This window comes from Paenibacillus sp. FSL R7-0652 (assembly GCF_038595045.1).
Classification (GTDB): domain Bacteria; phylum Bacillota; class Bacilli; order Paenibacillales; family Paenibacillaceae; genus Paenibacillus.
Genome location: NZ_CP152001.1, coordinates 790,712 through 804,171, shown reverse-complemented (window position 1 = coordinate 804,171; position 13,460 = coordinate 790,712). Strand labels below are relative to the sequence as shown.

General features: G+C 48.3%; 8 protein-coding genes, 2 rRNA genes and 1 riboswitch. Of the genes, 2 read left to right on the top strand and 8 right to left on the bottom strand.

Translation table 11 applies throughout. From position 1 onward, the window contains the following. Positions 1-94: 94 nt before the first annotated feature. Positions 95-196: riboswitch (purine riboswitch) on the bottom strand. A 292-nt stretch (positions 197-488) separates the two neighbouring features. From MKY97_RS03725 to MKY97_RS03710, 4 genes are all read right to left on the bottom strand, one after another. Then, positions 489-923: a universal stress protein gene (locus MKY97_RS03725; RefSeq protein WP_342554175.1), complete on the bottom strand. Its 435-nt coding sequence runs from the start codon at positions 921-923 to the stop codon at positions 489-491. A 216-nt stretch (positions 924-1,139) separates the two neighbouring features. Next, positions 1,140-1,403: a DUF1294 domain-containing protein gene (locus MKY97_RS03720; protein ID WP_342554174.1), complete on the bottom strand. Its 264-nt coding sequence runs from the start codon at positions 1,401-1,403 to the stop codon at positions 1,140-1,142. Positions 1,404-1,611: 208 nt separating this feature from the next. Beyond that, the gene (locus MKY97_RS03715; protein ID WP_342554173.1) at positions 1,612-1,749 is read right to left on the bottom strand and encodes a hypothetical protein; all 138 of its coding nucleotides are present in this window, start codon (positions 1,747-1,749) and stop codon (positions 1,612-1,614) included. A gap of 21 nt (positions 1,750-1,770) precedes the next feature. Next, a complete protein-coding gene (locus MKY97_RS03710; RefSeq protein WP_342554172.1) occupies positions 1,771-2,730 on the bottom strand; it encodes an ROK family protein in 960 nt (319 codons plus the stop codon). 131 nt (positions 2,731-2,861) lie between these two features. Between MKY97_RS03710 and MKY97_RS03705 the strand changes: the two genes are divergently transcribed. Beyond that, positions 2,862-4,058: an AraC family transcriptional regulator gene (locus tag MKY97_RS03705; RefSeq protein WP_342554171.1), complete on the top strand. Its 1,197-nt coding sequence runs from the start codon at positions 2,862-2,864 to the stop codon at positions 4,056-4,058. 127 nt (positions 4,059-4,185) lie between these two features. Here the strand turns inward: MKY97_RS03705 and MKY97_RS03700 are convergent, their stop codons facing one another. Then, positions 4,186-6,318 (bottom strand): DNA topoisomerase III, encoded by a 2,133-nt coding sequence (locus MKY97_RS03700; protein WP_342554170.1) that lies wholly within the window; start codon positions 6,316-6,318, stop codon positions 4,186-4,188. Between the two features lie 436 nt (positions 6,319-6,754). On the opposite strand from MKY97_RS03700, the gene MKY97_RS03695 reads away from it, so the two are divergent. Beyond that, the gene (locus MKY97_RS03695; protein ID WP_342554169.1) at positions 6,755-8,695 is read left to right on the top strand and encodes an amidase family protein; all 1,941 of its coding nucleotides are present in this window, start codon (positions 6,755-6,757) and stop codon (positions 8,693-8,695) included. Between the two features lie 253 nt (positions 8,696-8,948). On the opposite strand, the gene MKY97_RS03690 is transcribed toward MKY97_RS03695, so the two are convergent. The 3 genes from MKY97_RS03690 to MKY97_RS03680 form a co-directional block, all read right to left on the bottom strand. After that, positions 8,949-9,947, bottom strand: coding sequence for a ketoacyl-ACP synthase III (locus MKY97_RS03690; RefSeq protein WP_342554168.1), 999 nt, complete (start codon positions 9,945-9,947; stop codon positions 8,949-8,951). Between the two features lie 309 nt (positions 9,948-10,256). Next, positions 10,257-10,373: ribosomal RNA gene (gene rrf / locus MKY97_RS03685) — 5S ribosomal RNA — on the bottom strand. 152 nt (positions 10,374-10,525) lie between these two features. Then, positions 10,526-13,451 (bottom strand): 23S ribosomal RNA (locus MKY97_RS03680). Positions 13,452-13,460 lie beyond the last annotated feature (9 nt).

Genomic DNA, 13,460 nt, shown 5'->3' with positions numbered 1-13,460 from the left:
TATCACATTTTCTCCGGACACCGGACTACAAGAAATACGTATCCCTCATTTGGGCATGCCAAAAGGGGCTTGCTGTCCGCATTCATGCATGCGACTCTCAGCCGTATCTCCTCGTAGTCCGGAAATTTACGGTTTCCGGGTAGATACTTCCGGGCCCTATTCCCGGCGTTATACGAGCAAATATCTATTCAACACATTTCGTTACTATGTTCCATGAACCTACAGCTTTCGTTCCTACTCGACCATATTTTTTGACCTGATCGACACATCTAACATTTTAACAATCCCCTACAGCGAATGTCAACTTAAAGACGAACATTTAACATCTTGACAAAACTAATGTTCGGGAATCGGCATAATAATTTCAATTTAATCCCAAATCCAATTCAAACATCCTATCCTGCTGCTGCAAAATAAAAAAAGCCGGCTCCTCTTCAATCTCTCGAAGACAGCCGGCTTGTTTGTCACGGGAATGGAGTAATCCCCATTTATTTTACGATCAACACAGGAACCTGAGCATGCTGTACCACATTGTGGCTGACACTGCCCAGCACAAATTCACGGATTCCACCCAATCCACGGGAACCAATCACAATAATATCTGAACCGTTCTCTTTGGCATAGTCCAGCAGCACCTCAGCCGCAGCGCCTTGAATCAGATCCACATTTGCCGTAACACCGGCAGTCTGAATCCGTTCTTTGGCTTCATCCGTCGTCTGCACCGCAAGATTGTAATAATCATTGTTGAGTGAAGGCGGCAGCGGTGCCAGACCTTCCCCAATAAATACGCGCGGAAAATCAAAGGCATGAATCACATCCAGTACAGCCCCTGGTGATGCTTTGGCCAGCTCAATTGCACGATCCAGTGCTTTATTCGATGCTTTCGACCCATCATAAGCTACCAAAATTTTGGAAAATAACATGTAAATCCCCGTCCCTTCCTTATATATGTAGAATCCGAAGCAAGCCTCGGTCTGACATCTAGAGCCGTCAACGAGCCTTGAAACATGTACCTCTTTAACCCTTCGTGAATAACAATGAACCATTTATTAAGAAACAATTTACATACCAGATGAAATGGAACAGTCAAAACAGGCTCTCCGCGAAGCAGAATCGTTTTTTCGTCATATAGTTATAACCTACTGCAAAAAGTAACCATACAGCACTGCATTTAGAAACACCAGCAGTGGAATGCCAATTGTAAAGCTGGGGTGTTTCGTTTTATGCCTTTTCCGGTACATTGCAATCCAGACACCCAGCGCACCTCCAATGAACGCCAGCAAAAACAACGTTCGTTCAGGTGTGCGATCACGCCGCTGCTGTGCGCGCCTCTTGTCATCTGACATAACCAGATAGGTAACAATGTTGATAAAAATAAACCATGCGATAAGTCCAGTTTGCATATGCGTTTAGCGGTCCCCCTATCCCGGGACATTTCCCTGACTCCATTATAATCCTAAGGCAGGCAGATGATCAACGCGGATGGAGAACCGCAATACGTTCATATCAAACAAACGCTGAATCAAGCTCAGATTAAACTGAACGAAGGAGCTGCCGTTCTCACTGCTCTTCGTTCCATTACTGAGATTTTAGTTCCATAATCATTCCAATCTACGACTCTTGTTTTGGAATACCGTTCAGACTCGGCACTCGCTTAGCTGCTTTCTCTGGACGCACTGCGATATTCTCTTCTCGAATGCTGTCCTTGTTCTGCTGATTATGGCGTTTTTCCGATTTGTTATGCGGCATCTGAGGCTCACCTCCTCCGCCTTACGTTGCCTGAAAACGAGTCATCTTATACGAAGATGCACCTGTATTTAGTGCTGAACATGCGTCAAAACACCTCGACTGTTCAAGGAAGTGGTATAACGCTCCGTAAAGATTTGCATCATTACCGAATGTACATGCAGTGATCCTCGGGTTCGCTTTATGCAGAGGGTTAATTCGCCTCAGTTCACCAATCGCCCATTCGATTCGTTCCAGCACAACAGGCTGTGCACTGATGCCTCCTCCAATCGCAAACAATTCAGGGTCCAAAATGTACTGCAGATTCATAATTTGAACTGCGATCTGTGTGCAGTAGGTGTCAAATACGCTGTACGCGTCGGGATCATGCTGATTAATTAATTCAAAAACAGCTTCTCCATCCGCAGGGTTATCCAGTCCCTTCATCTCGCCGATTCGTCTGACCATCTCCACTGCCGAGCTTTCCAGCCCGAAATAAGCAGCTTCTTTGGTTACCGGATCAATTCGGCTCATCACATAACTGACTTCGCCAGCGGACAAATTTTTTCCGCGCTGCAGTTTGCCATCCATGATGATTCCACCCGCAATGCCGCTGCCCAGCACCAAAACCACCGAATCCTTGGCATGCTTCACACTGCCGAGCCACAGTTCAGCCAGCGCCGCACATTTACCATCATTCTCAATGGATACATCCATATCATATCGATCCGCCAGAAGTCTGGCTAAATTAATCTCATGTAAAAATGGAAAAGAACCACCATGATATACCATGCCTGTATCCACATCAACCGTCCCCGGGCAGCTCAAGGCTATTCCCTGAATTTGTTCCAGATCCTGTGCGTCGACGATGGTATAGAGCACGTCCTGCAGCTCTTGCAGATTGTTTCGCTGAACACCACGTTTCCCTTTGGACAAAAGCTCCCCGCTTTCGCTCATCACTCCATATTTTACAAAAGTTCCACCAATATCAATGACCAAATACATTTGTCCGCCCCCTGCTTGTAAATCAGTTCGTCGTATCCTAATTGAAATATAGAGCGTTTCCAATTATATTTATGGTATTCATTTGTGATTAATCGTAATTAATCATCACTCATAAGGGGGATGGAATAACTATGTCAATCGTTTCGGAAAACAAGCTTCAATGGATGATGCAGACGCTCTATGATGCTGCTTCCATCCCGGTGTTTTACATTATGAAAGATTGCAGCAGCCATACTTCTTTTAACCATGACCTTATAGAACAAATGCTCTCCATCCCTGTCCTTCAGAAAATCCAAGTCGTCCAGTATCTCATACCACATCACAAACAGGACCATAAACAAGCGGATAATATGATTCTGATGCCAGTGTTAACCGAAGAAGGGCAGGGGCTGCTTGTTCTTTGGCCCAACGCACAGCAATATGTAACGAACAGTCCATTCACAATGGATCCCATTCCTGCACAGACAATAAATTCTGCGTCATTTGATCTGAATCAGCTGCTTAGTACAGCCCTCCTGGCTCATTATCTGCTGCATAATGAAATGCTTGACCGGAATCAGGTGCTGGAGGAGAACGACCATGTCCTAAACGGTCATACGGAAGGTGTACTGGAACTGTCTCTCCTGGAACAAAGAGAGCGGAGCTTGTATCACAAATCGTATCTCTCCGAGAAGAAGGTATTTGATCAGGTTCGTCTGGGAAACAAAAACAAGCTGCAGTTATACTTGAAACAGCATATGGAACTGAACGGTGTTTACGGCACTCTGTCCAAACATGACACGTTGCGGAGCAGAAAGAATCTGATCATCGCAGCGATCACGATGGGAACTCGTGCTGCCATTGAAGGCGGACTATACTCTGAATCAGCCCTGACACTTAGCGACACCTACATCCGACAGATCGAAACGCTGTCTCGAATAGATTCGATACACCCTATGCTGCAGCATATTCTTGGTGATTTCACCGAACGAGTATCCAAAGTCCATCGGGCCCATTTCTCCAGAGATATTCTGTTATGTCAGGAATATATCTTCAATCATTTGTACGATGACCTGAGCTTGTCTGTGCTTTCAAATCATTTGCAAATAAGCCCCTCCTATCTTTCCCGTAAATTCAAGGAAGAGACTGGAGAGGCGCTTCGCATTTTTATTCAGAAGCAGCGGATTGAAGAAGCCAGAACTCTTCTTGTTTTCTCAGACTACCGCCTGAGTGAGATCTACCCGCTGTTAAACTTTAACGATCAGAGTTATTTCATCAAGGTATTTCGGAAGCATACAAGCTTTACACCCAAGGAGTACCGTAACCGCTTTGTCGTTAAGCCATCTTGAGAATACACGTTTTTTAATTTTAAACTAACCTCTTTCCAAAGCCCAACTCTTTGCCAATCTGGCTCGTGAAACAAGCTTAGAATATTGTGCCCATGTAGATTCATTTCATAACATAGAATTCATGCGATTATGATTTCCCCTGTTTCTCCATAGCCGCCTTCAGCAAGTCTCCCAGATTGGAGCCGATCGATTCCTGCTTCGCATACTGCTTGACCAGCTTTTGCTGCTCGCGTTTGTTCACATGCTGCTTGTCCTTGTTGAGCGTCTCTGTGATCCCACAAGGCAGACACTGAACATACAGTCCAGCTTTGCCCTCTTTGATCTCCATCTTTTTGTGACACTGCGCGCAGCGGCGATTCGACAACCGCTTCTCATTGGAACGGCGATAACCACAATCCTCCGTAGGACATACAAGGAACTTGCCGCGTTTCCCCTTTTTCTCCAGCAGCTTTGCATTGCAGTCCGGGCAGTGGCTGTTTGTAACATTATGCGGCTTATACTCGGCTTTACTGCTTTTTACGGTAGATACAAGCTCCTTCGCCATAGAGCGAATACCGTCCAGGAACGGGCCTGGTTTACCCTGTCCACGGGCGATGCGCTCCAGTTCGGCTTCCCAGCGGGCTGTCAGTTCCGGTGTACGCAGCTGCGGTGCAGCAAGCTCAATCAGCTGTTTGCCTTTGCCGGTCGGATGCAGGCTGCTGCCTTGACGATCAATCGTATCCGAGCTGACCAGTTTCTCAATAATATCCGCACGTGTAGCAGGTGTACCGAGTCCATGCTTTTCCATCTGCGACAGCAGAGCTGCCTCTGTATAACGTTTCGGAGGCATGGTCCGTCCACTTTTGATCTGACAGCGATGCAGAGTTACAGACTGTCCTTGCTGCAGGTCCGGCAGCAGTGCACGTTCATGGTCGCCCGCGTCATCTGCGCGATCATCGTCTTCATCGGTGTAATCACCACCATATACTTCGCGCCAGCCGCTGTCTTTGACCGTTGTGCCCTTCACGTGGAAGGAGTCCTTACCTACCTGAACCGCAACAGCAACGGAATCATACTTGGCCGCCGGATAGAACAGACTTATAAAACGGCGAACAATCAGATCATACAGTTTACGTTCCTCCGGGCTCAGCTGATTAAGCAGTACAGTCTGTTCGGTTGGGATGATGGCATGGTGATCCGTAACTTTACTGTCGGCGACAATCCGCTTGGTAATGTTCAGATTTTTGCGCAGCAGAGGACGTGCAAGTGATGCATAAGGACCTACCGCAACACTTTCCAGCCGCTCTTTTAACGTTCCCGTCATATCGGAAGTAAGGTAACGGCTGTCTGTACGCGGATAGGTGACAAGTTTGTGCTGCTCATACAGACGCTGCAGCACGTTTGATGTCTGTTTTGCGGAGAAGCCATGTTTACGGTTCGCATCCCGCTGCAGTTCCGTAAGGTCGTATGCCAGCGGATGCGGCTCGACTTTCTCGCTTTTTTTCACCTGTGAAATCGTGCCTTTACGCCCTTCCACCCGCTGTTTCAACTGCTGCATATCCTGTTTTTCAAACACTCTTGAGTCTCCGCCAGCTGCCCGCCATACTGCCTGAAAATCGCCAAAATCCCCTGTTAACGTCTCATATTCCTGCGAGCGGAATCCGTTAATTTCATTTTCCCGATCCATAATCATGCCCAAGGTTGGAGTCTGTACACGACCTGCTGACAATTGGGCATTGAACCGCACCGTTAGGGCACGTGTTACATTAAGCCCAATCATCCAGTCTGCTTCCGCTCGGCAGCGTGCAGATTCATAGAGACGGTCGAACTGGCTGCCTGGTTTCAATGAGGCAAATCCATCCTTGATCGCTTTATCCGTCTGGGATGAGATCCACAGCCGTTTGAACGGTTTTTTCCACTGAGCCATCTGCATAATCCACCTTGCAAGCAGTTCTCCTTCACGGGCTGCATCGGTTGCAATGATAAGCTCGCCCACATCCTGACGTTTCATGAGCTGCTGCACCGCTTTATACTGGTGGTTTGTCTCTTTGAGCACCTTCAATTTTGTCCGTTCTGGTAAGATCGGCAGGTCTTCGAGATTCCAGGTGGCATACTTCTTGTCGTAATCCTCCGGTTCAGCCAGGCCCACCAAATGTCCCAGCGCCCACGTTACAATGTATTTTGGACCTTCCATATAACTTTTATGTTTATCACGCGCACCCATTACACGGGCAATCTCCCGCGCTACGGATGGTTTCTCTGCGAGTACCAATGTCTTCACTTCGTATCTCATCCTTTCTTTCAAACGCTAATCATCTGCGGCTAACATCTGTCTATTATATCATTTCAACAGGAAGCGTGTTTTTCGATAATACATCTTTACCAAGATTCCAAGTCCATTTCAGGTACATCTCCTTTTGGCGATGCAGTTTACCAACCACTCCATATTCCAAGTTTCTCAGACACAATACGTCATGTATATGTTATGTATTTTTACAATTTTTATATTTTTTCAAATAACCATCGTTTTGTAGTTTAAAGATTCAACGAGTAAATGTGACATAAGATTACACAAAACCAATTTGTATGCGTTTTTTTGGATAAATATTAGGATTGTAAGATTACCTCACATAAATATAAGATGTGCAAAAGCATATACAAAAAATCCTACAACTCACACACACATCATTTTAGACACAGGAAGGGAGCGTGGATGCATGACTTATCATGGATCTATATTAAAAAAAGGCGGGGCCTTATTACTTGCGGGAACAGTGGTTACCGCAGCATGGGGAGGAACTGCTTTACCTACGGCTTTCGCCGCCACATCAGCTGCTCCTTCAAACCAAACCTCCACCGCCCCTGCCCTTGCAGGGAAAGCACCGGTTAACGCCGCATCCTTCGTTCAGGCCATGGAAGAAACCGCTGCCCTTGCAGGTGTACCTTTCACCATGGACCAACTCTCTGGCGCGACAATATCACGCAAAGATGCTGCATTGGCCCTGCATCAGTGGCTCCAGCTGGACGCTGCTCCGCAATCCTTCAAGGATGTACCGGACCGGTCCGAGTATGCCAGTGCCGTCGGCGCTCTGAATGCCGCCGGACTGATGAAAGGTTATACGGATTCTCTTTTCCTGCCGAATGCTGTACTTACAGCGAGCGACGTCTCTATTTTAAAAGACCGCATCTATAACTACATAAAACCGTTTGTGCTTGAAGAAGCCACCATTATGGATATGCAAACTGCCATGACTCAAGGTAAACTGACATCCAAAGAGCTGGTGCAGCAGTATCTGGACCGTATCGCCAAATATGATGATCAGGGCGTCAGCATCAACGCTGTCCTGAATTTGAACCCGGATGCACTCAAGATAGCGGAACAACTCGATGAAGAGCGCGCAGCTCAAGGACCTCGCGGGCAGCTTCACGGGATTCCGATTCTGGTGAAGGATAACTTTGATACCAAAGACATGCCAACAACAGCTGGCTGCATCTGTCTGAAAGACTCCATCCCGGCCCATGATGCAGAGCAGGTAAAAAAGCTAAAAGCAGCAGGTGCTATTATTCTTGGCAAAACCAACCTGCACGAGTTTGCTTTTGGCATTACGACATCCAGCTCACTAGGAGGACAAACGCTCAATCCTTATGCCCTTGATCATTATCCAGGCGGATCGAGCGGCGGAACAGGTGCAGCCATCGCCGCCAACTTTGCTGCGGCAGGCATGGGTACCGACACGGGCGGCTCCATCCGCATACCTTCCAGCTTCAACAGCCTTGTCGGCATTCGCCCAACGATTGGGCTCTCCAGTCGTGAGGGCATCATTCCACTCGCACTTACACAGGACGTTGGCGGACCGATGGCTCGTACCGTAAGCGATGCAGCAATTATGCTGGATGCTACCGTTGGTTATGACAAAAAAGATACAGCCACTGCTTACGCTGTAGGCAAAATTCCATCCAGCTACACGGACTTTCTCGATATAAACGGACTGAAAGGTGCCCGGATCGGTGTAGCCCCAGAGCTTATTCCAAGTACCAAAGCGGAAGAAAAGGCTGTGGCAGACGTTATCAATGCTGCTGTCGAGGAGCTTAAATCCCTCGGCGCAACTGCTGTACCGATCTCTATCCCGAACTTTGCTGAAATTAATAAATATCCGAGTCTCAGCGGCTACGAATTCAAATTCCAGTTGAATGACTATCTGGATTCTCTGGGTGACAAAGCACCATATCACAGCTTGTCCGAGATCATCGCATCCGGTCAGTTTGATAAAACCCAAGAACAAGCCATGAAAGCACGGGATGCAAGAGATACGTTGGAAACATCGGAATATAAGGATATTGTTCTGAAGCGCACTCAAATTACTCGTGATTCCTTACTGAAAGTGATGGCAGATAATCATCTGGATGCAATTATCTATCCAACATCGACACAAGCTGCTGGCGTTATTGGTAAGGGTCAAACCTCTGGTGCCAACAATCGTTTAAGTCCGTTCTCCGGGTTCCCGTCTATCACTGTACCAGCTGGTTTCACAACAGATGGCCTGCCAGTAGGCATGGAATTTCTGGGCCGCGCCTTTGACGAAGGCACCCTGATCAAGCTCGCTTACAGCTACGAACAAGGTACTCACCACCGTCAGGCACCCAAGTTAACACCTTAAAGTGTTAATTCCATTAACTAATCGTTTACTAATTATATGAACTTATTAATACTCATATCATTTGCGGATGCAGCTCCGTTCCAATGAGACAATCTAAATAGCTTTCAAAACAAGTACACCTGTCACGATTGCGCGGCAGGTGTACTTGTTTCATGTTCCGATTTTGATGTATTACACTATCCTGTTTATTCAAACGTCAGCACAATACTGCAGTGCTAAATTTAAACTGAGCGTACAGATTCGTTTCTAGCGATTAATTTGTATCCGGCACGCTCCAGTGAACGATGAGACCGGAGTAAGTCAGTCCGCCCCCAAAACCAAACAATGCAATATGCTGTCCATATCTTAATTTGCCCTCATCCACCGCAATCTGCAGTGCAAGCGGAATGGAAGCCGCAGATGTATTCCCACAGTATTCCATGCTCGTCAGCGTACGCTCTAACGGAACAGGCCCACGCTCACATACCGCTTCAATCATACGCATATTAGCGCTGTGTGGAACAAACCAGTCGATCTGTTCCGGAGACATCTCGGCTCTCTTTATGAGTTGACCAAGCTGTTCTGGGACCATACGAACCGCCCATTTGTATACCTCTCTCCCGTTCTGAACCAGCTTGCCCTCGATATTCAGAGGCAGACCGTTCATCTCTGTAGAAAGACCGCTTTTATATAAATGCATTCCGCCTTCTCCCTGTGTCCCGGAAACGATAGATTTAAAGTCACCTTGACCCACAGCACGCTCCACTAAAAAAGCACCCGCTCCATCTCCGAACAACACGCAGGTTGTACGATCCGTATAATCTGTTATCTTAGATAACGTCTCTGCTCCAATCACCAGTACCTTACGATACATACCACTGGTAACCAGACTGTCTGCCAGCTGCATGCCGTATGTGAAACCTGCACAAGCCGCATTCAGATCAAGTACTCCTGTGTGCGGAATACGCAAATTAGCCTGAAGACGAGATGCCGAACTCGGAAAGGAATACTCGGGAGTACTTGTTGCAAAAAGAATCATATCTACATCGGAGACATTCACTTGGTAACGACGTATCATATCCTCCACAGCTTTTGTGGCCAAATCTGATACAAACTCGTGTTCCGCTGCAATCCGGCGTTCTCTCATCCCTGTTCGCTGCACAATCCAATCGTCACTTGTATCAACCATTTTTTCTAAATCTGCATTACTTAAAATACGCTCCGGCACATACGTCCCCATAGCTGTTATTGCTGCTTTAGATTGATGATTCATAGCAGAGATCACCTCGTTCTTTTTTTACATTATAGCACTAAGTCTTAGTACTTGGTACTAATTTTTAAAATATTGTTTTTTTATTTTTTTTTAAAACCTCCCTCTGCCCCGCGGATCAACATTACTATTACCCTATACGGCTTTATTTTATAGACGAAAAAACAAGGTCCGTCTTGTCATCTGAGTGAAGTTTGTCCGTAAGTTATAGAAATAGCCAAGAACAGCTCAACAAATCTGAGCTGTTCTTGGCTATAAAAAGTGCAGCATAAAATAAAAACCACCACCGAGTTACATCGGCAGTGGTTCTTTGCTTGGCGGCGTCCTACTCTCCCAGGACCCTGCGGTCCAAGTACCATCGGCGCTAGAGGGCTTAACGGTCGTGTTCGGGATGGGTACGTGTGGAACCCCTCCGCCATCGCCACCAAACGCGATTGGATCGAAGCTGTGCTTCTTCCATTCAGTTGAAACTGAAAATCAACCACACCTTAAGGGATGTACCGATTTTCATTTCACTATTCAGAGTGTTGTTCTCTGAAAACTAGATTCGAAACGAAACTTACGCGACTCAAAACCTGCTATTGGATAAGCCCTCGACCGATTAGTACTGGTCAGCTCCATGCATTGCTGCACTTCCACCCCCAGCCTATCTACCTCGTCGTCTTCAAGGGGTCTTACATACTGGGAAATCTCATCTTGAGGGGGGCTTCACGCTTAGATGCTTTCAGCGCTTATCCCGTCCGTACATAGCTACCCAGCGGTGCTCCTGGCGGAACAACTGGTACACCAGCGGTACGTCCATCCCGGTCCTCTCGTACTAAGGACAGCTCCTCTCAAATTTCCTACGCCCACGACAGATAGGGACCGAACTGTCTCACGACGTTCTGAACCCAGCTCGCGTACCGCTTTAATGGGCGAACAGCCCAACCCTTGGGACCTACTTCAGCCCCAGGATGCGATGAGCCGACATCGAGGTGCCAAACCTCCCCGTCGATGTGGACTCTTGGGGGAGATAAGCCTGTTATCCCCAGGGTAGCTTTTATCCGTTGAGCGATGGCCCTTCCATGCGGTACCACCGGATCACTAAGCCCGACTTTCGTCCCTGCTCGACTTGTAGGTCTCGCAGTCAAGCTCCCTTATGCCTTTGCACTCTTCGAATGATTTCCAACCATTCTGAGGGAACCTTTGGGCGCCTCCGTTACTCTTTAGGAGGCGACCGCCCCAGTCAAACTGCCCACCTGACACTGTCCCCGTACCCGCTAAGGGCACCAGGTTAGAACCTAGATACGATCAGGGTGGTATCCCAACGGTGCCTCCACACAAGCTGGCGCTCATGCTTCAAAGGCTCCCACCTATCCTGTACAGATCGTACCCAAATTCAATATCAAGCTGCAGTAAAGCTCCATGGGGTCTTTCCGTCTTGTCGCGGGTAACCTGCATCTTCACAGGTATTAAAATTTCACCGGATCTCTCGTTGAGACAGCGCCCAAGTCGTTACGCCATTCGTGCGGGTCAGAATTTACCTGACAAGGAATTTCGCTACCTTAGGACCGTTATAGTTACGGCCGCCGTTTACTGGGGCTTCGGTTCACAGCTTCGGATTGCTCCTAACCACTCCCCTTAACCTTCCAGCACCGGGCAGGCGTCAGCCCGTATACTTCGCCTTACGGCTTCGCACAGACCTGTGTTTTTGCTAAACAGTCGCTTGGGCCTTTTCACTGCGGCCCCCTCGTGCTATTCACACTACCGGGGCACCCCTTCTCCCGAAGTTACGGGGTCATTTTGCCGAGTTCCTTAACGAGAGTTCTTCCGCGCGCCTTAGAATTCTCTTCTCGCCTACCTGTGTCGGTTTGCGGTACGGGCACCTTCATCTGGCTAGAGGCTTTTCTTGGCAGTGTGAGATCATGACCTTCGCTACTGTAATTTTCACTCCCCATCACAGCTCAGCCTTACGATGTGCGGATTTGCCTACACATCAGCCTTACTGCTTGGACAGACATCCATCCGTCTGCGTCACTACCCTACTGCGTCCCCCCATCGCTCGTAACGATTTACGGTGGTACAGGAATTTCGACCTGTTGTCCTTCGACTACGCCTTTCGGCCTCGCCTTAGGTCCCGACTTACCCTGAGCGGACGAGCCTTCCTCAGGAACCCTTAGGCTTTCGGCGGATCAGATTCTCACTGATCTTTTCGTTACTCATACCGGCATTCTCACTTGTATGCTCTCCAGCGCTCCTTACGGTACACCTTCAACGTACATACAACGCTCCCCTACCCCTGATGCAAAGCATCAAGCCATAGCTTCGGTGGTGTGTTTAGCCCCGTTACATTTTCGGCGCAGAGTCACTCGACCAGTGAGCTATTACGCACTCTTTCAATGATGGCTGCTTCTAAGCCAACATCCTGGTTGTCTGTGCAACTCCACATCCTTTCCCACTTAACACACACTTGGGGACCTTAGCTGATGGTCTGGGCTGTTTCCCTTTTGACAATGGATCTTAGCACTCACTGTCTGACTCCCGGAAGTAAGTCTATGGCATTCGGAGTTTGACTGAGCTTGGTAACCCTTGCGGGCCCCGCACCCAATCAGTGCTCTACCTCCACGACTCTGTTTTCCGAGGCTAGCCCTAAAGCTATTTCGGGGAGAACCAGCTATCTCCGAGTTCGATTGGAATTTCTCCGCTACCCCCACCTCATCCCCGCACTTTTCAACGTGCGTGGGTTCGGGCCTCCAGTGCGTGTTACCGCACCTTCACCCTGGACAGGGGTAGATCACCCGGTTTCGGGTCTACGTCCACGTACTCATTCGCCCTATTCAGACTCGCTTTCGCTGCGGCTCCGGCTCTTCACCTTAACCTTGCACGGGAACGTAACTCGCCGGTTCATTCTACAAAAGGCACGCCATCACCCCTAAAACGGGCTCTGACTTTTTGTAAGCACACGGTTTCAGGTTCTATTTCACTCCCCTTCCGGGGTGCTTTTCACCTTTCCCTCACGGTACTGCTTCACTATCGGTCGCTAGGAAGTATTTAGCCTTGGCAGATGGTCCTGCCGGATTCATACGGGGTTTCACGTGCCCCGCACTACTCGGGATCCGTCTCGGAGAGAATCAACTTTCAATTACAGGGCTTTTACCTTCTTTGGCGGGCCTTTCCAGACCTCTTCGTTTAACTGACTCCTTTGTAACTCCATGTGAGACGTCCCACAACCCCAAAGAGCAAGCTCTTTGGTTTGGGCTTCTCCGCGTTCGCTCGCCGCTACTGACGGAATCACTATTGTTTTCTCTTCCTCAGGGTACTTAGATGTTTCAGTTCCCCTGGTATGCCTCTGCACAACCTATGTATTCAGTTGTGAGTAACTGGATATTACCCCAGCTGGGTTTCCCCATTCGGACATCCCCGGATCAAAGCTTGCTTACAGCTCCCCGAGGCAGTATCGTTGTTCGCCACGTCCTTCATCGGCTCCTAGCGCCTAGGCATCCTCCGTGTGCTCTTAGCAGCTTAACCAAGTCGCTC

What these genes read in the sequence shown, in the direction of transcription:
- MKY97_RS03690 (WP_342554168.1), bottom strand. Translation starts at nt 9,947, where the DNA reads ATGAATCATCAATCTAAAGCAGCAATAACAGCTATGGGGACGTATGTG.
- MKY97_RS03705 (WP_342554171.1), top strand. Translation starts at nt 2,862, where the DNA reads ATGTCAATCGTTTCGGAAAACAAGCTTCAATGGATGATGCAGACGCTC.
- MKY97_RS03720 (WP_342554174.1), bottom strand. Translation starts at nt 1,403, where the DNA reads ATGCAAACTGGACTTATCGCATGGTTTATTTTTATCAACATTGTTACC.
- MKY97_RS03710 (WP_342554172.1), bottom strand. Translation starts at nt 2,730, where the DNA reads ATGTATTTGGTCATTGATATTGGTGGAACTTTTGTAAAATATGGAGTG.
- MKY97_RS03715 (WP_342554173.1), bottom strand. Translation starts at nt 1,749, where the DNA reads ATGCCGCATAACAAATCGGAAAAACGCCATAATCAGCAGAACAAGGAC.
- MKY97_RS03695 (WP_342554169.1), top strand. Translation starts at nt 6,755, where the DNA reads ATGACTTATCATGGATCTATATTAAAAAAAGGCGGGGCCTTATTACTT.
- MKY97_RS03725 (WP_342554175.1), bottom strand. Translation starts at nt 923, where the DNA reads ATGTTATTTTCCAAAATTTTGGTAGCTTATGATGGGTCGAAAGCATCG.